A 23,306-nucleotide genomic window follows, 5' to 3' on the forward strand; every position below is an offset into this window, starting at 1 on the left:
AGCTATGATCTATAAATATCAAAAAGTATGCTTTCAAAATCTTTAATGTGAGTTGTTTCAATACATTAGGATCTCTTTGTGGAAGTTGTACACTTAAGTTAGTAAGTAACAATAACGATATGATGATTAAGGAATTGTAACTAAGTTTATGGAATTATATAAAAGAATTTCTTTTTATTGATATTGTGTTATGTGGAGGGGATTTGAATTTAACAAAGCAAGAGAGGATTGATAAAGCTTTAGAGTTGTTATTATCGAAGAATAGAAAAGCAATTTGCGCAAAATCGTTTAATAAAGTGAGTGAATTAGAAAAAGAAATTGTTACAAGCTTTAGCGACGAGAAAAGGTTTAATGTTCTTCAGTTATTTGAAGTGGTTAACACTAATGGTATGGATGATATTGAACACCTAAGAAAGGCCGTAGGTAAGCTAAAGTTAAATAAAGACTTTATTTCACGAAATCGTGGATACGATAATTATTCGATCTATGATTTTACCTTTACAGATAAACAATTCCTACGGTTGTCCTTTGCTGGTTTTACTGAATTTTCATATAGAAAGCTAAATGAAAAAACTGAAGAGTATTATGATATTTATTATCCCGTTGCAAATATTTTTCAAGTAATTTTTTTCAAAGCTTATAAAACAGGGAAGATTTATGCACAGTTTAAATTTCATTATAGAAGAAGAAATGAGTTGGAAGTAAATCACTTTTCTACGGAGACGAGCTATTTTATAGGGTGGGCGATGCAGAAACTTGGGGTAGAGCTAAAGTCATTCGAAATGCGAAACTTTTTTTCGAAGCATCTGTTTCCTGATAAATTTGAAATTTCAGGTTTTAAAGTTAGACGTATGGAGAATCGAACTTCTAAAGTTCCTGCGCCAGTAGAGTTAAAGTTTTTACCTGAGAAGAATTCTCCAGATATGAGGTTTGTACATAATGTTATTGATGATTATGTAATACCTGAGTTAGTACCTATTTTAGCAGAATGTTTTTATGGTAAAGTTAACAATATTAAACAAAGAAATTCTTTAAAATCGAATCTAAAAAATCATGGTATTAGTAAATATTTTTTTAATGCTTCACATAGGGCATTTTTAAGTGGATTTGGTAAAATAAGACTGAAGGCGGGAAGCTCTCCGACAGGAATTGATATAGATTATAAGATTGAGTACCCTGCAGATGAGAATTCACAAGTAAGAGTTGCTATTGGTGCAGCTCCTTTTTTGGAGATAATTTATAATGAGTTATACGACTATCTTGAAACACTATGATATTGAAATGCTTGACTCTGGTTCTATCGAAAAACTTGTTTGTTTTGTAGAGAGTAATAAAGGGTTACTTTATCCTAATAAGTTATCGGGGGAGTTGGGATTACCTGCTGAGGTTGTCAATAAGGCATTACTTGTTTTGTCTGTTGAGACTGATGATGTAAAGCACTGTATTGTTCCTAAGGTAAAAGGTGACTTGTTAGAGCAGTATTTATCTGTAGGATTTTCTTACGATCGGTATGATGAAGTTGTAGATGAGGAAATGGATGATACTCCAATACCGCGAAATGAGATTACCCTTATTTCAACATATTTGAGGTCTGAATGATTGAGGTTAGTGAATCGGGTAAGGAGGCGGACCTTTTAGGGCTCCCTCCTTATAAATTGTTCCGGAAAATGTGGGAGGCTAAAAAAGTTGATGGTTATAAGAAAAAAATAACAAGTTTAATTCGAGAGTTGTTTGAAGCAGATTCTAAAGATGACCTTGTATCTGTTGATCAGGGAAACTTACTAGAAAATCTTGCTCATTTCTTAATGTTGAACTGTGGTTTTCTTGAATCAGTGCAATGTAATCAGAAGAATTCTGTTCACGAACTTGACCATCAGGCTGACCTGAGTGATTTTGCTTATAAATTTTTTAGTAGGCGTGGGATTACTTTCTGTTCTGTTTTAGGAGAGTCTAAGAACTACAAGACAGCTAAGATTAATGTGAATATTATTTATAAGGTCGGTTCGATTGCTTCAATGTACGACAAGTCAATTGCAATAATCTTCTCTCGGAACGGACTCACTGGTAATGAGCTTTCAGCTGCAACGGCATTGGCAAGAGATATTTCTGGATCGACTAAGGTGAAATTTATTGTTTTTAATAATTATGATTATGATTTCTTACTACAGTATCCTGAAGCGTTCAATGTTCTTTTTTGGGAGAAGGTGAATCGCTGGTTATCCTTTAAAGATTGTAGCATGAATTATGTAAGTATTGTGAAGACAATGGAGGAAGAGTATGCAATTGATCTTCCTGAGTATCGTCCCTATATCTCTACTATAAAGAAAAAGAAAACAACAAAGAAAACAGCAAAGAAAACAGCAAAGAAAACAGCAAAGAAAGTTGTAAGAAATGCAGCAAAATAAATAAAGTTAGAGTGGAAATAGGTTTCAGGTGCTTTTTCTTAATGCACGATCAATGAAAAAAAAACGAGACAAAAGTCTATGAGAGAAAATCAATAGTGTCTGAGTTGATAACCTTAGCTACTTTTAGGGGAAATAGGTACGTGATACTTTCTTGTTAGCTCTTGTGTTAAATGTAGTAAATAAAGGGCACAGGTGCTTTCTCATTATTTTTAGCACTTTTTTACTTTTGTGAAATATAATTGAATCATGAAAATTGAAACTCAAAGACTTATCCTGGCCATCCCTTCTTTAGATCGAGTAGACGATATATTGAAGTTCTATCAAGACAATGAAGCGCATCTTGCACCTTGGGATCCTAAGAAGCCGGAGAACTTCTTTACAAGAGAATATTGGAAAGAGAAAACTCAAGCGGCTATCGATGAATTTGAAAATGGTGTGTCAGTTCGTTTTAATATCTATCTTAAAGATAGCAGTGATCTAATTGGAATGGTTAATTTCACAACTCTAGAAAGAGGGCCTTTTCAGAACTGTCGAGTAGGTTATAAATTAGGGGAGAGCTTTCAATCTCAAGGCTATATGAATGAGGCCCTAACTCGTGGAATCGAATACATTTTTGATGAATTAAATTTTCATCGTATCGAGGCCAATTATATTCCACATAATAAGCGCAGCGGAAATTTACTAAAGCGTCTCGGTTTTGAAGAACATGGTACTGCTAAGAACTACTTACATATTAATGGTAAGTGGCAAGATCATGTGCTGACGAGTAAAATAAATCCTAATTGGAATCAAATATAACTGGATTCTAAAATTGAACTTTGCTTTTAAAAGTAAGTTTTTTAATTTCGCCACCTTTTCCTAGTCACTTAATGCGGCTCTAACGAAAAAGTATCACGTACTAACTTTCTATAAATCACTACAAGACTTTTCTATTGGAACATTCTTTTCATACTTCATCGTTTTAAAATTAAATACATTTGATGTCTTCCACTTCATACAATGAATTGGCTTTGCAAAATCAAGATCATCTGGAGTTGTCTCTCTTGGAATATCGCTTGTCTTGTAAATACAGACATTGAACTCTAAGTTTGTACTCTTGGCCGAACCGTGAGAATAAAACGATGTAGAAGGTAAGTCTGATACATAAACTTTAGGAAAAGTTGGGTACTTTCTGATTAAGTAATCCTCTCCATTTTCGCCATATGAATTCGGGTTAGTATTCCATCTATAGTAATCGTGTCGACTGCTTGTTACTGCAGAGCTATTATAAATAGGGTCTTTATCAATAGAGTCAATAACCCAATTAGGATGGTTAAACTTCTCGACTGATCCAAAGAATTGTCTCGACGTTCCACTGTACTTAGTAATTTTACCATTCTTATCTATCATTTCGTTGTAGACACAACCTCTTATAAATTGGACAACAGCATAGTCCTCTAAATGCTTAACTTGGTCCGTTTGATATGAAATGATTGCTTTTGTCCCGTAAGATTTCTCTTTTCCTCTTGAAACAATATAGTCAGTAACCTGTAGATGAAAATTCTTAAGGGTACAGCTGTCATTCTTCTTACAGTCAGAATTGTTAATCTTATGCTCAAATACAATATCTCGGCGAACCCCTGCACTTATATTGAAACTCTGTAATATCAGTAAGATAGCTAGGCTTTTCTTCACGGAATCTCCTTTTCTAAACGGCTTTGGCCATACACTAGCTCAAAAAGTTATAAATATGACATGTAGTGTAAAGGTTTCAAGATTTCACCGCTAAATTGGTTTGGCCGTTAGTATAGTGCAGATTATATTTAATTAACCTAAGGATTGTTGATGCTCTTAATAGCACTTCTCTCAGTATTATTTACTAATTTTGCACAAGCATCAGCTAATGATGTGGATCTTCTTATTGAGAATAATCCAAGGATAATGAAAGACTTTGAGTACGTTTCTCGCTTGGATATTAAACGACAAGTTAAGATCGCTGTAATTGGAGATTACGTCCATCCAGAAGAGTTTGAGAGTATTGCGACCAATGCTAAAGAGGTTGAGGGCAATGGTATTGATGACGATGGAAATGGATATGTTGACGATTTCTTTGGATTTGATTCTGATGGAGGAAACGGGAGGCTACTTACACCAGTTATGACAGGACATGAAAATGGAATCGTATCAATTATGGATGCGATTATTTCTAATTATAATCTCTCTCGTTTCGTAAGTATTATTCCAATCAATATTTATTCATCAGATGGAAGATTTGATGAATTAAGACTTAAGAAATTAGCTGATTCAATTGACTATGCAGTTGCAAGAGGCGCAAAAATTATTTCAATTAGTCAGGGAGTTTCTAAGTTTAATAGGTTTTCATTCAGATTTATTGATGGGGATAATAATAAGTCTTTGGCCTACATACAATCAGCAATCGATAGAGCTAAGAGAAGTGGAGTCGTTGTTGTCGGTTCTATTTCTAATGAGTCTGGCAGGGATCATGTAAAGGATCCTTCTATCCCAGGTAATCTAAAGAATGTCATATCAGTTGCTAATGTAAACTTTAACGGCATCATTGAAAGTGGTTACGGTAATAATGTTGATTTAGCCTACTATGGAACTGATGTTTTCGTCTGGGAAGGGCGATGTGAGGATTATAAGTATCAATCACCTTGGACTTGTGATCGCGATGGCAATAATTCAGGGTTTAAGAGTGTTACAGGTAGTTCATTGTCCACACCTATAGTTGCTCTATCGTTAGGTATATTAAGTGCTTCAGGTGTTGATCTTGAAATGAATAGTCGACTCAGGGAAGATATTCGAAAATCATGTTCAGTCTCTATAACTGGAAAGAGAAATACTATATCTAGATGTATTTATTCTCCTTCTAAGTTTTCTACTAAGTACAAAAAATAAAGGTTCCAGGTGCCTTTTTGTTGACCACGAGTAAGGGAGTCACCTGGAACAAAAATTACCTAGACTAAAGAAACGAACTCACCATCTTGTGGTGACTGTACACGAGCCTCTTTTCCTCTTTCTTTTAGGTATGTATGCAAGCTTTCACGAGTCGTTAGACAGTGGTTTACGGCCTCATGATGTGTCGTGATAATCTTTGCATCCTTGGTATAGTCAACAACGGCTTCAACATCTTTTTCATCCATAATGATCGGAGGCAGCCCTTCAATCACGGCACCACCAGCATTTAAGAGAATCGTATCTGGATTATGAGTGTCGATGACTTCTTGTACGTCTTTATTCCAAACAGTATCACCCGCAAGATAGAATGTTTTTTCATCTGGATGCTTAAATACAATTCCACATACTTCATCGAGAAGATCAACAGCTTCTACTACTTCTGGTGTTCCATGAAGACCTGAGGTTTTAATCATCGTAATTCCTTCCCATGTTGTTTCACCATCAAGAACTTGTACATTTGTGAATCCATTGCTTTCTAAGAAACTCTTCTCTTTTTCATTTTGAGAGAAAATGAGACGATCTTTTGAAATGCTATTGCTCGCTTTTTCATCCCAGTGATCCGGATGGACGTGAGTAAGAATGACAGCATCTACATTAGTGATCTCTTTAATTGGTAGAGGTAGTTCTACTAATGGATTACGTAGGTGAGAGTTTGCCGTTCCTTCGAATCCTGGAAAAGACTCTTTGTCTGAGAGCATAGGATCGACGAGGATTCTCTTTCCTGCATAATTAATGATAACGGTTGCATTTCTAATTTGTTGAATTCCTGAATTTGTTTTCATAGTTTCTCCTTTCTTAAAACTATGGTAAAGTGTGGAGTAACTCCATAGTCAAGGTGCATATGAAAATAAAAGAACTAGAAGAAAAATCAGGGCTTACACGTGATACCATTCGATATTACGAGAAGATTAAGGTTCTTAATTCTCCAGCAAGGGGCATGAATGGTTATCGTGAATATAGCAAAGACCATTTGAATGACCTTCTCTTCATTAAAAGTAGCAAACGAATAGGGTTATCTCTTGATGAAATAAGATTGGCCTTGGCAAATATGAGAAAACTTGGTCGTCTTTGTGATGGTGTAAAAGATGACCTTGGCCGAAAGAAAAAAGAAATAAGACAAGAGATAAAAGAGAAAGAGAATGCCTTGAAAGAGATTGATAAGATATTAAAGAGGCATCAGGAACGAAGTCTATTATAACTACTCAATATCTTCCATAAGCTTTAGCCATCTTTTGATCTCATCTAAGAGTTCATAGTAGTACTTATTATCTTTATTATCGAGTTTTTCTAAGTTGGCCATTAGTTGCAAGCGACTTGCTTTTGTAAAGGCATATAAATCATTTCTCAGTTGAAAGTGTTGTGTTCTTCTTGCTTCTGTTGTGACTTCGTAGGCTAGAAGTGTTTCATTAAAGATATATGAAACCTCTAGAGAGTCTATTTTTTCTTGTGCTCTTTTTACACTGTAGTAGTCTTCATTTTTAAGTAGACCGTTTATTTCTATTTTCTCTTCTTCTAAGCGTGTAGAGAATCTATTAAAAGTTTGATTAAATCGCCAATAGTCAGCTTTTTGGGACTCTTCTAGGCCCTCGACATAGTCCTTATTAGTTATCATCCATTCAAACATTGACTCTTCTTCGGTCAAGATTTCATTAAGTTTTCTATTGGCAAGATCTACCAGTGAAGGGTCTCTGTCTAAGAATGCTGATTTTTCGACAACTTCTTTGTAAAGAGCATCAAGTTCTTCATCGACTTCTTTATCGAACACTTTTTCTGGTGTTGAGATATCGTTTATTGCATGAAACCAGGCCACTTTATGCTTGGCCATTAAAATTTTAGTTTTAACGACATTTAAGTCTCTAAGGTAGACAATAGGATGTTCGAACTTATGATAGCGAAAGCTTGGGATGTATTTTGCTTCGCTAATATCTCGTATGCTGATATTCCAATAAGTCACAACATTATTAAGGTGATCAAACCTTGCCAGCATATCCTTTGCATAATTAGAATACCACTTTGAGTAATCATCTACTTGTCTAGTAAGCTCTTTTAATGATTCTTTATCAAATTTTGAGAGTTCCATCTTCTCAGGCGTAGTTTTAGAGCAAGATAAAATAAGTAAGCATATGATTGCGATATAAAATGTCTTCATAGATTTTATTTAATACACACTATAAAGCTTTGTGAAAAGGATATTTATAAATATTTCAAACTTAGATGTAGCGTTAGTTGATGATTTAATCTAAAAAAGCCGGATTAAGATCCTGCTCAAAGATCCACTCAACGACATCATTGTAGTGGTCGATGGATTTGGCCTTCTTCACTTTCTTGTAAACCTTGTGTTCATTTTCAAAGATATCTTTGAAGTAAAGCCAGTGGCCACGCATCTTTTGTAGATAGTCTGACTTGGCATTATCCATTGAGAGGTATTCTTCGGTCATAAGCTTATGCATTTCAATGAATTTTGCCAGGTAAGTTTGCTCGTTAAATTTAGAACCTTTGATCTGTGCCATGAGAGCTGGGTTTGAAAGGCCCGCACGTCCAACCATCCAGCGATTAATTTGTGGAAACCTTGCCTTGTATTTTTTGAAGTCTTCTACGGAATTAATGTCACCGTTATAACAAGGAGGTGTATTTAAAAGAGGTAGGCATTCTTCAAAGGCATCGAGATCTACACCGCCAACATAGATTTGTTTTCCATAGCGAGCATGGATTGTGAAATCATTAATTTCCAACTTATTGATCATGGGAATGATCTCTTTAATCTCTGAGACATCCTCACGCCCAAGGCGAATCTTTACGGTGAATTCGATGGGACATTTTTCTTTAATTCCCGTTAAGAGTTTTTCTACTTTTTGGGGATGTAGAAGAAGACCTGAGCCTTTCGTTCGATTGGCAACCATTGGGTACGGGCATCCCATATTTAAATTTACTTTTTTAACACCAAAGTCTTTATAGATATTGGCCACATAGAGGAATTGATCAATTTCCTTTGTGAGAATTTGAGCGGTCGTTGGAAGAAGGTTTTTTTCAGGCAGAACATCATGAAGCTGACGTTGGTTGAGTTCATTTGATTCTTTCGTCACAATATAGGGAGCGATGGCACTATCAGCGCCAGAAAAGGTCTGCTCCAAAGCATTGCGATAAACATAATTGGTCACGCCACGAATGGGGGCGAGGACCAGATGATCATTAAAACTCATAGCTCATTTACTACACCAAAATCGATCCTTTGGTATAGAAGAATCAAGGGGCCGTGTAACATATAAATCTTTCACGATTATATTTGTTTAACGTGTGATTATTATATGTGTGTTAAATCTATCTCACCGCAAATAATTGGAAAATATTATGAAAAAGCTATTATTAGGATTAATTCTTTTATCCCTAAACACATTTGCCTCTCTTGGTGGAGAAGAAGTCTATGATTATCAATTCATGCGAGTTGGTACAGTAAATGGCTGCAAGGCCGTTTTATTAGAAGACGATGTTGCAATTACGGCGGCCCATTGTGTAGTCGGTGGAGCAAATGAATTCTTATTTCATATGAAGCTATATGATGGGAGAAATCTATCTGCTGACTGGATTCCAGTTAAGAATATTGTCATTCATCCAAAGTACAATAGTAAAAAGAAGAAGACATATGATCTTGCCCTTGTTTTCTTAGAACGTGTACCTTCTGAATCGATTGATTATTTCAAAAAAGCTCCATTAGAGCTGAATAAGAAATTTAAAATTTCGAATGATTCAAGTGCACCCTTGGTGCTTTTTTCTCAACTTTCAAATGGCCAGGGCGGCGTGGCCCCATGGTATCTATCTGAAGTAAAATTAAAGAAGAATTTCAAAAATCGCCCGGCGAATTCTTATCTTCCAGCTGAGAATAACAAGGTTTGCCCTGGGGACAGCGGTGCTCCGATATTTTCAGTTACTGAATCTGGCGAATACCAATTACATGCTCTCGTTAGTGGGGGAACAGAAAACTTAAAGTACTTCATTGAGAGAAACTATCGTAATCTAAGAGGATACTTTGTTCTGGCACCTCAGTGTGATGATGTTTTGAAGACATTCTATGCTGTTCCGCTTGCAAGGCATCTGGAGTGGATCACTAAAACAATAAACTAAACTAGGTACGTGATACTTTTTTGTTAGCGTGTGCGTTGGCTACTGTAATTTTCAACGTTTACGATGCTTCTTACATCTAGCTTACTTGCTTAAGCTTCTTTTGGAGGTGCTTTATGCCGAGAAAGAAGCTAATTCGCTCAAGTGAGCATGTTTATCACATCACAACACGATCTAATTCTAAGGAGTGGTTTTATCTGCCCTTACATGAATGCTGGAATATATGCGTTGAACTTATCAGCGAAGGACTCGAACGATTTTCAGTTGAACTTCATGCCTTTGTTTTGATGAATAATCACTATCATCTAATGGCGCGTTTTCCTAAGGCCAATATTGATAAGTTTATGCATTTCTATAATAAAAACATGAGTCGACGAATAAATATGTCAACAGGCCGAATCAATCATGTTTTTGGAGGTACATATAAGTGGAGCCTTATTAATAGTGAAAGATATTATTTTAATGCCATTAAATACCTCTATCAAAATCCTGTCAGGGCAAATATCTGTAGTCGGGTTGAGGATTATCCTTATTCAACACTCCATGAGAAGAGGTATAAGATTAAAACAAGTAGCTACCTTACAAGTATAGATCTCCATTGGATGAATGAACTCTATTCTAAAGAATCTGTCGATAGAATCAGGAAAGGGTTTAAGCGTACTCACTTTAGGCCTTCTTACGATAAGAAGAGAGGCCATTCGGAACTCCTGTAAGATTTTATGTGAATTCAGACAGTTGCTGCAGCTCTAACAAAAAAGTATCACGTACAAGATTGCTTAAGATTTATTAATTTTTAATGAAAGCTAACAGTTGCTAATTATTTCCAATTCATGCCCCTTATAATGTTTTTGTATACAAAGCATTGAGGGGAGTTATGGAAACGGAAGTCCTGAAGAAAGGCCCACCTTATAAGAAAGAACCAAATCTAATTGATTATTATCAAGTCTATGAGAACTTTGATTGGCAAGAAGCCTCAAAGTCTTTAAGTGGACTACCTGATAATAAAGGATTGAATATTGCTTATGAGGCCATTGATCGTCATTGTGAAAGAGCTGAGACGGGAAATAAAGTTGCGGTTAAGTTTATCCGCAAGCAAGGGACAATCCAAAATTTCTCTTTTTTTGATTTAAAGAAAACGACTAATCAATTTGCAAATGTCTTAAAAGAACTTGGCGTAGCTAAGGGAGAAAGAGTATTTTGCTTGGCCCCTCGAGTGCCTGAGCTTTATCTCGCGACTTTTGGAATATTAAAAAATCGCAGTGTTTTTTGTCCTCTCTTTAGCGCATTTGGACCTGAGCCAATTATGCAAAGAATGACGAGGGGGGATGCTAGTGTTTTAATAACCACTGAAAGTCTCTATAAGATGAAGATTCAAAAGATAAGAGATCAGATTCCAAGTCTTAAGCATGTCATTTTAATTCCAGATAAAAATAAGAAGTATCAATTTGAAAATATTCATTGGTGGGATGAACTCATGGCCAAGGCGAGTGAAGAATATCTCATAGCAGAGACCTCGCCAGAAGATATGGCCTTAATGCATTTTACTAGTGGGACAACAGGTAAGCCTAAAGGCGCCATTCATGTGCATCAGGCCGTCATTGTTCATTACCTTACGGGGAAGTATGCACTGGATATTCATGAGGATGATATTTTTTGGTGTACGGCCGATCCAGGATGGGTAACTGGAACAAGCTATGGAATCATTTCTCCACTCGTGATCGGCGCAACTAATATTGTGGTTGAATCTGAATTCGATGCTCATCAGTGGATGCAAATTCTAAAAGAGCAAAATATAAATATCTGGTATACCGCGCCCACTGCAATAAGGATGCTTATGAAGTCTGAAATTAGCAGTGAGCTCCCAATTGAATTAGAACATTTACGCTTTATTGCCAGTGTCGGTGAACCTCTTAACCCTGAAGCAGTACGCTGGGGTGTTAAGGCCTTTAATATGCCAATACATGATAATTGGTGGCAGAGTGAAACAGGTGGCATCATGATTTCCAACTTTATTAGTATGGATATTAAAGCGGGCTCTATGGGCAGGCCCCTACCTGGTATTGAAGCAACGATTGTTGAGGTCACAGAAGAAGGTGAACAGAAAAAGATTAAAGAGATAACAGAACCAAACAAAGAGGGAATGCTTGCTTTAAAAAAAGGCTGGCCTTCTATGTTTCGTGGCTACCTCCATCAAAACGAAAAATATGAAAACTCATTTTGTGGAGAGTATTACCTTACTGGAGATTTAGCTAAGAAAGATAAGGATGGCCACTTTTGGTTTATTGGTAGGGCCGATGATGTGATTAAAACGGCCGGTCATTTAATAGGGCCATTTGAAGTAGAAAGTACTTTTATGGAACATCCTGCTGTTGCTGAAGCGGCGGTGATTGGTAAACCTGATGAAATCGCAGGCAATATTATTAAGGCCTTCGTTGTTTTAAAAAAAGATTTTGTTCTTAGCGAGCAACTCGAAAATGAGATATTGGGATTTGTCAGAAAGAAATTAGGGGCCGCAGTTGCTCCAAAGGAAATAGATTATATTTCAGATCTTCCGAAAACTCGTTCTGGAAAAATCATGCGTCGACTACTTAAGGCCAGAGAGTTGGGATTACCAGAGGGAGATATTTCGACCTTATTGACGCAGGAGGGATCATCATGAACTCAACTGAAAAAATTAAGCAACTCATCAGCAAGAGTGAGGCCATCGAAATATTAAACAGAATGATACTCATTAGGTACTTTGAAGAAGCGTGCGCTCAACAATATAGTGCAGGTAAAATTCGTGGTTTTCTCCATCTCTATATAGGAGAAGAGGCCATCGCTAGCACAGTGATTCCCTTGTTAAAAGAAGAGGATCAGTTCTTTGGTACTTATCGAGAGCATGGCCATGCTTTAGTTAAAGGCCTGAGTGCTAATTCAATTATGGCAGAGATGTTTGGAAAGAAAGAGGGGTGCTCCAAAGGACGAGGAGGCTCCATGCACCTCTTTGATACCACTAAGGCGTTCTATGGTGGGAATGCCATTGTTGCTGGTCAGCTTCCGTTGGCCATTGGAATGGCGATGGCCAATAAAATGCAAGGTAATGATCTCATTAGTGTTTGCTTCTTTGGCGAAGGGGCCATTGCAGAGGGAGAGTTTCATGAGAGTCTAAACCTCGCTCAACTTTGGGGACTTCCAGTTCTCTTTGTTTGTGAAAATAATTACTATGCCATGGGAACAGCACTAGAGAGATCAGAGTCTCAACTCAATCTATCCGAAAAGGCACATAGCTATAAAGTTAAATCGATGAGAGTCAACGGTATGAGTGTTCCAGACTTATATGAGCACGCTAGAGATGCCATTGATTATGTCAGAGAACATAAGCAACCTTTCTTCTTAGAGTGCGATACCTATCGCTACCGGGCCCATTCGATGTTTGATTCTCAACAGTATCGAAGTAAAGAAGAAGTTGAGGGGTGGAAAAAATATGATCCTCTTCCACACTTTATTAAACAACTTAGTGAGCTAGGTTGGGTTAACAAGGATGATATTGAAAGAATGGAGGAAGCGGCCCAGGACCTGATAAGAGAGTCCATAGCATATGCAGACCAAGGCAGTATTGAAACTTTAGAAGAAAGCTTATCAGAAGTGATGGCAGGAGTTTGATATGGGTGAAATGAGTTACCGCGAAGCTTTACACGACGGACTTTACGACATCTTAGAAAGTGATCCTAAAACTTTTTTATTAGGGGAAGATGTCGGACGCTACGGTGGTACTTACGCCGTTAGTAAAGGACTCTTGGAAAAATTTGGAGAAGATCGAATTAAGGACACTCCTTTATCAGAGTCTTCCTTTACTGGTCTTGGAATTGGAGCAGCAATGGGAGGCATGCATCCCATCGTTGAAATCATGACTTGTAATTTTGCATTACTGGCCTTGGATCAAATCGTTAATAATGCGGCCACGATAAGACATATGTCTGGTGGACAAGTTGAGGTTCCTATCACCATACGCATGGCCACAGGAGCGGGGAGGCAGTTGGCGGCCCAACATTCTCATAGTTGGGAGGGATGGTTTTCCCATATTCCTGGATTGAAAATTATAACTCCTGCAACGATTACCGATGCCAGGTATATGTTACAAGCGGCGGTAAAAGATCCTAATCCCGTTATACTTTTTGAACAAGCGGCACTCTATAATAATACTGGTGAGCTTAAAGAAGTGAGTGAAGTTGATATTGCCAAGGCCAGTGTTTTAAAAGAAGGAAGTGATATTAGCCTAATCTCTTATGGCGCAGGAATTCATAAGTGTATGAACGTGGCCCGGGAATTAGATAAGAGAGGGGTAAGTGCAGAAGTTGTAGATCTCAGAGTTTTAAGGCCTCTTGATAATGCAACGATTATGCAATCAGTTGTGAAAACTCATCGCGCTGTCATTGTCGATGAAGGTTGGCGTTCAGGAAGCCTGTCAGCAGAAATTATCACTCGCATTCAGGAAGAAGTCTTTTATGAATTAGATGCACCAGTCATGAGAGTATGTACCGAAGAGATTCCGATACCTTATTCTGCAAGCCTTGAGCAACAATGTATCCCAAATGAAGAGAGAATTTTAGCGAAAGTAAAGGAATGTCTTCATGGCGGTTATTGAATTTACAATGCCCTCTCTAGGGGCCGATATGGATGAGGGAAAGGTTGTCTCATGGTTTATAGAACCTGGTGATCATATTGAAAAAGGACAAATGGTCGCAGAAATCGAAACCTCTAAATCAAATATTGAAATCGAATCTTTTTATACTGGTACGGTCAAAGAGATTTTAATACCAGAAGGGAGAATGGTCTCAGTTGGAACAGCAATCGCTTTATTTGAAGTTGCAGGCCAGGAAGATATGAAGAGAATCCATACAATTAAGGATCATACGCATCAGAGAATTTCTCCTCGCGCTAAAAAGTTATTAAAAGAAAATTCATTTCTACAAAACCTCGAGCAAATAAAGGCCCAAGGCCCAATTTGCGGTGATGATATTCTAAATTCGTTAGAGCAAAAACAAGACCTCGACAAACCATCACAGGTTCAAGAAAGACAAAAAGTCATTGCTCACTTGATGGAAAAGTCTAAACAGACAATTCCCCATTTCTATCTCGAAAAAGAAATTGATGTCACACAGGCCCTTGATTGGATGACAAGAGCGAATGAAAATCGAAGTATGCAAGAACGTTATATTCCTGTTGTGATCTTTATCAAAATCATGGCCATGGCATTGGAGAAATATGGACAGTTTAATGGTTTTTATAAAGATGATGCCTTTGTCATGGCCAAGGATATTAATATAGGAATTGTCGTCTCTTTACGTCAAGGAGGTTTGGTTGCACCTGCTATTGCAAATCCTCATAAGAGGCCACTAAATCAACTCATGAAAGAGTTTAGAGATCTTATGGATAGGGCCAAGGCAGGAAAACTTACACGTGCGCAAATGAGCTCCTCAACAATATGTTTAACAAGTCTTGGAGATAGGGGAGCAGATAAGGTTTACGGTGTCATCTATCCTCCTCAAGTGGCCATTGTAGGGATTGGATCTCTAAGAAAGAAAATTAAAATTATTGCTAATCAAGTTACAGAAGTTCCTGTTTGTACCTGGACTCTAAGTGCTGACCATCGATTAACTGATGGCCATATAGGTAGTCTGTTACTTCGAAAAATAGAGGCACTATTAGCTAATCCGAAAAAATGGGCCGATGATGAATGATCAAATAAAAAACAAATTACTGAAGATACTCAAAACGATTGCTCCTGAAATCGATGCTCAAGAAATAGAGACAGATGAGGACTTAAGAGATCAAGTTGATCTCGATTCGATGGATTGGCTAAAGTACATCACAAAAGTTGGCAAGGAGTTTAATTGTGAGATCCCAGAAAATGACTATACAAAATTGGTTAACTTAGATGATTTTGTAAGCTACCTAACAAATTCGCGGTAGCTGATCACCAAAGGGCCTATCTAAAATCAGTTCAGCTCCTAGATCATTAATCATGGTAACTGGGCCAGGCGCTTCTTTTACTTTTCCAATCATACAAGCTCTATCCATTCCGTTGGCCTTAAGAATTTCAATGGCCTTTTGGGTATGCTCTGGCGAGATAAAGGCAACAAAGGCGCCTTCACAGGCCATATTCTCAGGAGATAGTCCAAGAAGCTCGCAAGCTGACTCTACATGAGAATGAATAGGAAAGAGTTCTTTTTGAACTTGAATTGATAACTGTGCACTCTCAGACAACTCATTAAGTGAACTGGCCAATCCGCCACGGGTTAAGTCTCGAGCACAATGCAGATCGATCTTATTTTTTATTAAAGCGTTAATTACCGGATAGAGATTCATACAATCACTTTCTATGGGCGGCTCAAAGCTTAGATTCTCTCTTTGGGCCATGATTGCCATAGCGTGACGGCCAATATCACCACTAATGATAACAGCATCTCCATTTCTTATATGATTGGGAGTTAAACGCTTTTCACAATATCCAATACCTGTCGTATTAATAAAAATACCACCTCTGCCGCTTTGTTCGATTACCTTTGTATCACCAGTGACGATTCTTATATTACACTCTTTTGCGGCCTGAGAAATGGAATGACAGATCTTATCCAAGCTTGAAAGCTCAAATCCTTCTTCTAAGATAAAGGATAGACTAAGGTATTTAGGAATTGCTCCGCTAACAGCAAGATCGTTGACTGTACCATAGATGGCAAGCTTTCCAATATCTCCACCAGGAAAGAAGAGGGGATTGACGACAAAGCTATCTGTTGTCATGACGATTTCATGATTACTTACAGGAATAAAAGCACCATCATGTTCATCGGTTATACCGAAATAGGGTTTAAACATTTCATTGATTAACTGATCCATTAATTTCCCCCCACCGCCGTGGGCCTGCTGAATATGGGTGTGATGAGTCTTCGTTAGTGGACACTTTGTCATTGATCTCTCCTTTTAAAGCGATAGTACGCCTGACATGCGCCTTCTTCGCTAACCATTGGTGCTCCTAGCGGATTGAGAGGTGTACAGGCCTTTCCAAATGCTGGACATTGAGGTGGTTTGATTAGGCCCTTAAGAATATCTCCACTTTGACACTCATTACATACTTCTTGAGAAGAAGCGTTGAGCTTAAAACGTTCATAGGCATCGAACTCTCTATACTCCCTCTTTAGTCGAAGTCCGCTTTTTTCGATATTACCTAGTCCTCTCCAATTAATATCTGCAACTTCAAAAATTTGATCGACTGCTTTTTGAGCAATGGGATTTCCTTGTGGCCGTACTGAACGACGATACTGATTTTCCAATTTATATTGGCCTTTCTCTAATTGTTGGATGCAGTGATAGAGTCCATCTAAAAGATCTAGTGGTTCGAAGCCAGTAATAACAATTGGCTTTTGAAATTGCTGAATAAGTGGGATGTACTCGCTTTCACCTTTTATGGTACATACGTGGCCTGCCGCAATTAATGCATCCACATGTATTTGCGGATCACTAAAAAGTGTTTTGACTGCTGGGGGAACTAGTACTTGTGAAACTAAGATAGAGAAGTTTTTTAAATTTCGTCTCTTGGCCTCTAGAACACTAAGGGCATTAAGTGGGGCAGTAGTTTCAAAACCAATCGCAAAGAAGACAACTTGTTTGTCTCTGTTTCTTTCTGCTAAGTCCACTGCTTCTAGAGGTGAGTAAACCATCTGCACTTTTGCACCTTTGGCCTTAATACTGAGTAGATTTTCATGACTCCCAGGGACTCTTAGCATATCACCGAAGCTTGTAAAAATGACTTCTTCGCTCTTTGCCAATTCGAGGGCCATGTCAATGATATGGATCGGAGTAACACAAACTGGACAGCCTGGGCCATGGACAAACTCAATAGGCTTTACTAATTGATCTAGTCCATAGCGCATTATTGTATTTGTTTGTCCTCCACAGACTTCCATGATCCTCCAGGGACGAGTGGTGACTTTCTGAATTTTTTCGAGACAATTTTTTAAACGACTCGATTGACGAAATTCTTTTTGATATTTCATATATCCTCTTCATAGAATTCTAGGGTGCGAAGGGCCGCTTCTTCATCTAGGATTGTAATGGCGACTCCTGCATGAACAATCACGTAATCTCCAATTCTAGCTTCTGGCACAAAGGCCAGATTAATTTCCTTTTTGATTTCACCGAAAACAACGACTCCTTTTAAGCTCGTCGCCTGCCCCTCGATACTAAAAATCTGACCTGGAATTGCAAGACACACCTTAATAGTCCTCCCACTGCCAATCTTGAGCATAGAGTTGACCTAAGCTTAAGCCGCCATCATTTGGAGGAAGGTCCTTTGCCCAGTAGACATCATATTTATGTCTCTTTAATTGCTTGATAGCATTTTCAAGTAGCCAAGCATTTTGAAAACAGCCTCCAGAGAGGACGATAACTTTCTTTGCGGACTGTTTTGCAACTTCTAAAATGCAGTCGATAATCCATTGGTGAAATGCACGAGCGCACACACCTTCTTGAATCATCACTTTTATCATTGGTCTCCAGTCAATCTCTGCGTTTGTTATTACAGCAGGGTAGTAAGTATCGCCTTGGTCTTTAATTTGATTTTCTAGCCAAATGGCCGCTTGTCCCTCATAGGAGATTTCGCCTCTAAAGCCAGCTAAGTAGGCAATTGCATCAAAGAGCCTGCCCATACTTGAGGTTTCAAATTTCGTTCGAGATCTTTTAAGGTTCGACCAGTCTTGCTCACTAATATAATTTGTGGCCAATTCTTTTGCGCAGATGGGATCGACTTGCTCCACAAGACTTGCCGCAGTTATCCAAGGTGACTTTAGAGAAGAGAGAGGGAGTTCTAAGTTTCGTAGAGTGGCAATACGTTTGGCCTTCTTATTATTAACCTCTATCCATTCACCACCCCAAATTTTGCCATCCATTCCAAAACCTGTTCCATCAAAGCTTACTCCTAATACTGGTACCTCTAGACACCACTCTGCCATAACTGAGGCGATATGAGCGAGGTGATGCTGTACTTTCTTGGCCGATATGCCTTGAGAGTTTAAAAGTTTTGTCGTTTGATATTCAGGATGCATATCTGTGACACGTGGAGATTTCTGTAATTTTCTAAATGTATCGATATTATTTAAGGTATTTTTATAATGATGAAAATTTTTTAGATGGAGTAAGTCGCCTATAAAAGGAGATACCTCAACTTTCTGGTCCATAGTGTATGCTAGGGTGTTCTTTAGTTCTCCTCCAAGGGCCAGTGCCTGTGGTACGTGACAATCGATTAGGCTAGGAGCATATCCTCTTGCCTTACGAATATAGAGTATGCGATCTGCAACGATACGAATAACACTGTCTTCAATTATTTGAGTAATATTACGATCATGAAAACAAAAGTAATTGGCAATATCTTTTAAGTTCTGTAGGGCCTCTTCATTATCAATACAAATTGCCTCTCCACTTATATTTCCACTGGTGGCAACTAACCAGTCTCCATATGATTGCATCAGTAGATGATGAAGTGGTGTATAGGGGAGCATGACACCGTAGTGGGATAGATCGAATGCCACTTCTTGGGCAAGATCTTCTTTTTTTCGTAAAAGAATAATGGGGGCCTCTTTAGATGTGAGTACGTCTTTTTCAATCGCAGATAGCTCTGTTAACTTCTGGATTGCCTCAAGACTTGGTGCCATGAGTGCAAATGGTTTATGTGGCCTCTTCTTTCGTTTTCGAAGTTTTGCTAATGTCTTCGAGTTTTTCGCATCGGCAAATAAGTGGAATCCTCCTATGCCTTTGATTGCGATAATTTTTCCTTGCTTTAACTTCTCGATACAAAGACCTATTGGATCACCAGAAAGAGGTACGCCTTGATTACAAGTGAAACTAAGTCTTGGGCCACATTTTTGACATGCATTAGCTTGGGCATGATAGCGTCTATTATTTGGGTTTTCATATTCTTCTAAGCATTGCTCACATTGCTGAAAATTTTGCATACTGGTATATTTACGATCATAGGGGAGCTTCTCAATAATACTATAGCGAGGGCCACATAGAGTGCAATTGATAAAAGGGTACTGATAACGTCGATCAGAGGGATCATTGAGTTCTTTAAGGCAATGAGAGCAAGTCGCATAATCTTTTGGGAAACTCATGGTTTTTTCACCTAACTCTTGCGATTGAACAATAAGAAATGACTCATATTCTTGTCCTGATGCCTGAGTTTTTTCAATATTTGATATTCTTCCTGGGCAGTTCTTTAACCCACTGACAAAGTTGTTAAGATTTTCATTTTGACCATGAACTTCTACCCATACACCCCAAGGACTATTTTTTACACGGCCTTTTAAATTAAGGTCTGTTGCTAGACGGTAGATAAAGGGGCGAAAGCCTACGCCTTGTACTTCGCCGAATATTTTAAAAGCAGCTCTATTCAACATCGATACTATCCAAGATGATTTCTTCCGCTTGTGGGTGTGATGTATCACTTAATTTCACTATATCGAGTTTTGCATCTTGAGCAACTGTTCCTCGCACTCCTTCATAGAAATGATCTTTGAAGTGTTCAGCTGAAATATGAGAGAGTGCCCCTAATGTCACTTTCACTCGAGTGACCTTACTTGCCTTATTCTCGTTGGCCAAAGTCTCGATCTTTCCTATTAAGTTATTTATTAATGAAAATTCATGCATAGCTTTCTCCTTAAAGTTGTTTTTCAATTTCTTTAATAACGAGCTTGGCACTCTCTAACACATTGGCACTTAAGCCTTGTCCATGTGAGAAGTCTTCTCCTTTAATTCCATATATTATGATTTTCTTTGGAATTTTTCCTAGTACTTGGGCCAGCTCTAATGCCTCTGCTAGTCCAATTCCATGAGTTGAATACTGTATCCAATCTGAAGGGGGAGCTTCTTCACTATAATTCCATTTCAATACTCGACTCTTGCAATCTGTATTTTCAAAGGCATCAATAATAATAACCAATGAGTAGCCTTCGATAAAATCAACCAAGCGACTAAGGTCTCCATTAATAATCATGGCCTTTAGGTCGACTCTCTTGTTTAAATGAGAGATGACATATTCGCCAACACCGTCATCACGTCGAAATGGATTTCCAATACCTAACACCAAAGTCATCTTCGATTCACCTCAAGTTTAAGGAAGTGTGTTGCACAAGAAATACAAGGGTCATAATTTCGAATAGATTGCTCAAGATGCCATTTAAGTTCTTCATCACTCAAGTGAAGATTATTCTGTGCATATTCCTTAAGATCCTCTTCGATCATCAACTGATTTTGAGAAGTTGGAGGAACTATTTTTGCATTTAGGATTATCCCATTATTATCGATTTCATATTTATGCCATAGCATCCCTCTGGGGGCCTCTGTACATCCGTGGCCAACACCGGCCTTAGGACGAACCTCCACTGAAGGATTTTTAGGTGGGGTTTTAACCTTGTTTATTATTCGTATGGCCTCATCAAATGCATAGAAGACTTCAACTGCGCGTACTAAGAGTGACTTAAATGGATTAAGACACTTTTTTTCCAGCTTACAATCCTTGGCCAATTGTTTTGCTCCAACACTGAGTTGATCGTAGTTAAGATGAAAGCGTGCCATTGGACCTACAAGGTAAGCATCCTTACCTTTGAATGAAGATTGAAGTGCATTGGTGTACTTAACATGGTTTTCGAAAAAATATTCTTCGTATTTATCAATGGAGATATGCTCGCAGTGACTTGTCGCAATGACTCCGCAATTCATAGGGTATTCATTTTGGTTAAAAGTCGAAACAAAGAGGTATTCACGTGTTAGTTCAGGAAAGTTAAAGCCTTTCATCCACTTTACTAAATCAATGAGTTCTTCTTGTGCTTTTAGACAGTTTTCTTTTAACTGTTGTATTTTTGTTGTCGAAGGTATTTTATAAAAACCTCCAAGCTTTATATTAATAGGGTGAATCTCTCTTGCTCCCATAAGAGATAGGATTTCGTTGCCGACTTTTTTTATAAATAGTCCTTGCTGAAGTCTTTTTTTGTACTTACTGGCCATCGCAATGGCACTCTCAAAACCTAAGAAGTCTGGCGCATGAAGCATAATCATATGAAGCATATGACTTTCAATCCATTCTCCACAGTAGAGTAGGCGTCTGAGTTCTTTGATATCATCTGGTATTGTAACCCCTGCTACATCTTCCATCGCGTGAACAGAACTCATCATATAGGCAACAGGACAGATTCCACAGATTCTTGCGGTAATATCAGGAGCCTCACGAAAGTCTCGACCCCTCAGAAATGCTTCAAAGAAGCGCGGAGGTTCAAAGATTTTGAGATGGGCCTTGATGACTTTTTCATTTTCAATTTCTAGATGAAATGCACCTTCTCCCTCAACTCTCGCTAGATACTCAACCTTTATGGTCTTTTTTTTGCTCATTGATTATTTTCTCCAACTCTCTATTTTCAATGGCGTTACAGTTGAAATTTTGAAAATTATTTATTAACTCACGGCTCGTTAGTCCTTTTTTAAGAAGCCAATTGATGACACTCTTATTATTTGCATCCTTAACTGGCCCGTAACATCCATAGCAACCACGGTCATATGCTGGGCAAAGAGCACCACAGCCAGCATGGGTAACTTGACCTAGACAGGGGATGCCTTTAGCAACCATGACACATATATTTCCTGCTAACTTGCACTCAACACATACACTTTGATTGGCAATATTAGGTTTCTTTTGATGAATAAAAGAAGTGATAACTTCTAGTAATTGCCATTTATTAATAGGACAGCCCCTTAGTTCAAAATCGACTTTGATATGATCTGAAATAGGAGTAGAGGTTTCCAGAGTATCGATATATGAAGGGGAGGCGTAGACAATGGAAGTGAACTCTTTGACATCTTTAAAGTTGCGAAGAGCTTGAATTCCACCAGAAGTAGCACAGGCCCCAATAACTAAGACGAATTTACTCTGATTTCGAATTTCTTTAATAAGCTGGGCCTCTTTAGGTGTAGATATTGATCCTTCAACGATAGACAGATCATAAGGGCCAGATGGTTTTGTGCGAATGGCCTCCATGAAATAAACAAATTCGGCCTTTTCAGAAAGTAGGATTAAGTCTTCCTCTAGGTCAAGTAAGGAAAGTTGACAGCCATCACATGAAGTAAACTTCCATACTGCAAGTTTTGGCCGCTTCATAAATGTCTCACTTTAATAAGGTGCCTAATCTGATCATAGGAAAATACAGGACCGTCCTTACAGATGAATTCTGTCGCTAACTGGCAATGCCCACAAAACCCAATTGCACATTTCATATTCCTTTCGAGTGAAAGGTAGATATCTTCATCGGCCACGCCGATTTGTTCTAGTTCTTTGATGCAAAATCGCATCATTACTTCTGGCCCGCAAATTAGAGCGACACATTCTTTAGCATTTATTTTGAGCTTAGAAACTAGCTTTGTTACAACTCCTACATGTCCCTTCCACCTTTCGCCTGCCGTATCAACAGTCATTTCAATATTTATTCCTTGCTCTCTCCATTGTTTAATTTCATTTTGAAATAGAATTTCACTAGGGTCTCGAGCTCCAATTAATAGTGTAATATTTTGATTAGGAGTTTTATGAGCGATAAGGTGCTCGATAACTGGACGAGTGGGGGCGAGACCAAGACCGCCGGCAATCACGATGATATTTTGTTTACTAAGCTTTTCCATAGGCCATGATGAGCCATAAGGGCCCCTAAGTCCTATTCGGTCACCATCCTTTAGGTTGCACAATGCTTTGCTGACTTTTCCCACTCCACGTACTGTATGGTGAAAACCTTCTTCGCATTTACCACTGAT

The 23,306-nt window shown here is 38.2% G+C and carries 26 protein-coding genes; 13 read left to right on the top strand and 13 right to left on the bottom strand.

What is annotated here, in order from left to right; genetic code table 11:
* The first annotated feature begins 203 nt into the window (after positions 1 to 203).
* The 4 genes from ACRXC1_RS04150 (at position 204) to ACRXC1_RS04165 (ending at position 3,203) form a co-directional block, all read left to right on the top strand.
* Complete coding sequence (locus tag ACRXC1_RS04150) at positions 204 to 1,274, top strand: hypothetical protein (protein WP_433656710.1); 1,071 nt, start codon at positions 204 to 206, stop codon at positions 1,272 to 1,274.
* Positions 1,243 to 1,599, top strand: a complete 357-nt coding sequence (locus ACRXC1_RS04155; protein ID WP_433656712.1) for a hypothetical protein — start codon at positions 1,243 to 1,245, stop codon at positions 1,597 to 1,599. Before ACRXC1_RS04150 ends, ACRXC1_RS04155 begins: the two co-directional genes overlap by 32 nt.
* Positions 1,600 to 1,667: 68 nt before the next feature.
* Positions 1,668 to 2,405 carry a hypothetical protein gene (locus ACRXC1_RS04160; RefSeq protein ID WP_433656714.1) on the top strand — a complete coding sequence of 246 codons (738 nt, stop codon included), beginning with the start codon at positions 1,668 to 1,670 and terminating at the stop codon, positions 2,403 to 2,405.
* Between the two features lie 246 nt (positions 2,406 to 2,651).
* Complete coding sequence (locus tag ACRXC1_RS04165; RefSeq protein WP_433656716.1) at positions 2,652 to 3,203, top strand: GNAT family N-acetyltransferase; 552 nt, start codon at positions 2,652 to 2,654, stop codon at positions 3,201 to 3,203.
* Positions 3,204 to 3,311: 108 nt separating this feature from the next.
* Here ACRXC1_RS04165 and ACRXC1_RS04170 read toward each other — a convergent pair whose 3' ends face one another.
* Positions 3,312 to 4,079: a hypothetical protein gene (locus ACRXC1_RS04170; RefSeq protein WP_433656718.1), complete on the bottom strand. Its 768-nt coding sequence runs from the start codon at positions 4,077 to 4,079 to the stop codon at positions 3,312 to 3,314.
* A gap of 150 nt (positions 4,080 to 4,229) precedes the next feature.
* Here ACRXC1_RS04170 and ACRXC1_RS04175 point away from each other — a divergent pair, with 150 nt between their 5' ends.
* Complete coding sequence (locus ACRXC1_RS04175; RefSeq protein ID WP_433656720.1) at positions 4,230 to 5,303, top strand: S8 family serine peptidase; 1,074 nt, start codon at positions 4,230 to 4,232, stop codon at positions 5,301 to 5,303.
* 59 nt (positions 5,304 to 5,362) lie between these two features.
* Here ACRXC1_RS04175 and ACRXC1_RS04180 read toward each other — a convergent pair whose 3' ends face one another.
* Positions 5,363 to 6,145, bottom strand: a complete 783-nt coding sequence (locus tag ACRXC1_RS04180) for an MBL fold metallo-hydrolase (protein ID WP_433656722.1) — start codon at positions 6,143 to 6,145, stop codon at positions 5,363 to 5,365.
* A 59-nt stretch (positions 6,146 to 6,204) separates the two neighbouring features.
* On the opposite strand from ACRXC1_RS04180, the gene ACRXC1_RS04185 reads away from it, so the two are divergent.
* On the top strand, positions 6,205 to 6,561 hold the full coding sequence (locus tag ACRXC1_RS04185; protein ID WP_433656724.1) for a MerR family transcriptional regulator: 357 nt from the start codon (positions 6,205 to 6,207) through the stop codon (positions 6,559 to 6,561).
* On the opposite strand, the gene ACRXC1_RS04190 is transcribed toward ACRXC1_RS04185, so the two are convergent.
* Both ACRXC1_RS04190 and ACRXC1_RS04195 read right to left on the bottom strand, forming a co-directional pair.
* Positions 6,562 to 7,512, bottom strand: a complete 951-nt coding sequence (locus ACRXC1_RS04190; RefSeq protein ID WP_433656726.1) for a hypothetical protein — start codon at positions 7,510 to 7,512, stop codon at positions 6,562 to 6,564.
* Between the two features lie 85 nt (positions 7,513 to 7,597).
* Positions 7,598 to 8,563, bottom strand: coding sequence for a tRNA-dihydrouridine synthase (locus ACRXC1_RS04195; protein WP_433656728.1), 966 nt, complete (start codon positions 8,561 to 8,563; stop codon positions 7,598 to 7,600).
* A gap of 148 nt (positions 8,564 to 8,711) precedes the next feature.
* Here ACRXC1_RS04195 and ACRXC1_RS04200 point away from each other — a divergent pair, with 148 nt between their 5' ends.
* The 7 genes from ACRXC1_RS04200 to ACRXC1_RS04230 all read left to right on the top strand — a co-directional run bounded on the left by ACRXC1_RS04200 (position 8,712) and on the right by ACRXC1_RS04230 (position 15,434).
* Positions 8,712 to 9,482, top strand: coding sequence for a trypsin-like serine protease (locus tag ACRXC1_RS04200; RefSeq protein WP_433656730.1), 771 nt, complete (start codon positions 8,712 to 8,714; stop codon positions 9,480 to 9,482).
* Between the two features lie 113 nt (positions 9,483 to 9,595).
* The gene (locus ACRXC1_RS04205; protein ID WP_433656732.1) at positions 9,596 to 10,192 is read left to right on the top strand and encodes a transposase; all 597 of its coding nucleotides are present in this window, start codon (positions 9,596 to 9,598) and stop codon (positions 10,190 to 10,192) included.
* A gap of 161 nt (positions 10,193 to 10,353) precedes the next feature.
* A complete protein-coding gene (gene acsA, locus ACRXC1_RS04210) occupies positions 10,354 to 12,138 on the top strand; it encodes an acetate--CoA ligase (RefSeq protein ID WP_433656734.1) in 1,785 nt (594 codons plus the stop codon).
* Complete coding sequence (gene pdhA / locus ACRXC1_RS04215) at positions 12,135 to 13,124, top strand: pyruvate dehydrogenase (acetyl-transferring) E1 component subunit alpha (protein ID WP_433656736.1); 990 nt, start codon at positions 12,135 to 12,137, stop codon at positions 13,122 to 13,124. The genes acsA and pdhA overlap by 4 nt, the downstream gene beginning before the upstream one ends.
* Position 13,125: 1 nt before the next feature.
* Entirely contained in the window at positions 13,126 to 14,106 is a 981-nt protein-coding gene (locus ACRXC1_RS04220; RefSeq protein WP_433656738.1) for an alpha-ketoacid dehydrogenase subunit beta, read from the top strand.
* Positions 14,093 to 15,202 carry a dihydrolipoamide acetyltransferase family protein gene (locus tag ACRXC1_RS04225; RefSeq protein WP_433656740.1) on the top strand — a complete coding sequence of 370 codons (1,110 nt, stop codon included), beginning with the start codon at positions 14,093 to 14,095 and terminating at the stop codon, positions 15,200 to 15,202. The genes ACRXC1_RS04220 and ACRXC1_RS04225 overlap by 14 nt, the downstream gene beginning before the upstream one ends.
* The gene (locus ACRXC1_RS04230; protein ID WP_433656742.1) at positions 15,195 to 15,434 is read left to right on the top strand and encodes an acyl carrier protein; all 240 of its coding nucleotides are present in this window, start codon (positions 15,195 to 15,197) and stop codon (positions 15,432 to 15,434) included. The genes ACRXC1_RS04225 and ACRXC1_RS04230 overlap by 8 nt, the downstream gene beginning before the upstream one ends.
* Here the strand turns inward: ACRXC1_RS04230 and hypE are convergent.
* From hypE to ACRXC1_RS04275, 9 genes are read right to left on the bottom strand one after another with little or no spacing between them, the layout of a single operon-like run.
* A complete protein-coding gene (gene hypE, locus ACRXC1_RS04235; RefSeq protein WP_433656744.1) occupies positions 15,417 to 16,430 on the bottom strand; it encodes a hydrogenase expression/formation protein HypE in 1,014 nt (337 codons plus the stop codon). The two genes, ACRXC1_RS04230 and hypE, sit on opposite strands and share 18 nt — an antisense overlap.
* The gene (gene hypD, locus ACRXC1_RS04240) at positions 16,427 to 17,515 is read right to left on the bottom strand and encodes a hydrogenase formation protein HypD (RefSeq protein WP_433656746.1); all 1,089 of its coding nucleotides are present in this window, start codon (positions 17,513 to 17,515) and stop codon (positions 16,427 to 16,429) included. Before hypD ends, hypE begins: the two co-directional genes overlap by 4 nt.
* A complete protein-coding gene (locus ACRXC1_RS04245; RefSeq protein ID WP_433656748.1) occupies positions 17,512 to 17,766 on the bottom strand; it encodes a HypC/HybG/HupF family hydrogenase formation chaperone in 255 nt (84 codons plus the stop codon). Before ACRXC1_RS04245 ends, hypD begins: the two co-directional genes overlap by 4 nt.
* Complete coding sequence (hypF, locus tag ACRXC1_RS04250; protein ID WP_433656750.1) at positions 17,735 to 19,912, bottom strand: carbamoyltransferase HypF; 2,178 nt, start codon at positions 19,910 to 19,912, stop codon at positions 17,735 to 17,737. The genes ACRXC1_RS04245 and hypF overlap by 32 nt, the downstream gene beginning before the upstream one ends.
* Complete coding sequence (locus ACRXC1_RS04255) at positions 19,902 to 20,162, bottom strand: hydrogenase/urease maturation nickel metallochaperone HypA (protein ID WP_433656752.1); 261 nt, start codon at positions 20,160 to 20,162, stop codon at positions 19,902 to 19,904. Before ACRXC1_RS04255 ends, hypF begins: the two co-directional genes overlap by 11 nt.
* Before the next feature lie 10 nt (positions 20,163 to 20,172).
* Positions 20,173 to 20,607 (bottom strand): hydrogenase maturation protease, encoded by a 435-nt coding sequence (locus ACRXC1_RS04260; RefSeq protein WP_433656754.1) that lies wholly within the window; start codon positions 20,605 to 20,607, stop codon positions 20,173 to 20,175.
* Entirely contained in the window at positions 20,604 to 21,899 is a 1,296-nt protein-coding gene (locus ACRXC1_RS04265; protein WP_433656756.1) for a Ni/Fe hydrogenase subunit alpha, read from the bottom strand. The genes ACRXC1_RS04260 and ACRXC1_RS04265 overlap by 4 nt, the downstream gene beginning before the upstream one ends.
* Entirely contained in the window at positions 21,871 to 22,662 is a 792-nt protein-coding gene (locus ACRXC1_RS04270) for an oxidoreductase (protein WP_433656758.1), read from the bottom strand. Before ACRXC1_RS04270 ends, ACRXC1_RS04265 begins: the two co-directional genes overlap by 29 nt.
* The gene (locus ACRXC1_RS04275; protein ID WP_433656760.1) at positions 22,659 to 23,177 is read right to left on the bottom strand and encodes a hypothetical protein; all 519 of its coding nucleotides are present in this window, start codon (positions 23,175 to 23,177) and stop codon (positions 22,659 to 22,661) included. Before ACRXC1_RS04275 ends, ACRXC1_RS04270 begins: the two co-directional genes overlap by 4 nt.
* Positions 23,178 to 23,306 lie beyond the last annotated feature (129 nt).

Source organism: Halobacteriovorax sp. GFR8, from assembly GCF_050955245.1.
In the GTDB taxonomy this organism is placed as follows: Bacteria; Bdellovibrionota; Bacteriovoracia; order Bacteriovoracales; family Bacteriovoracaceae; genus Halobacteriovorax_A.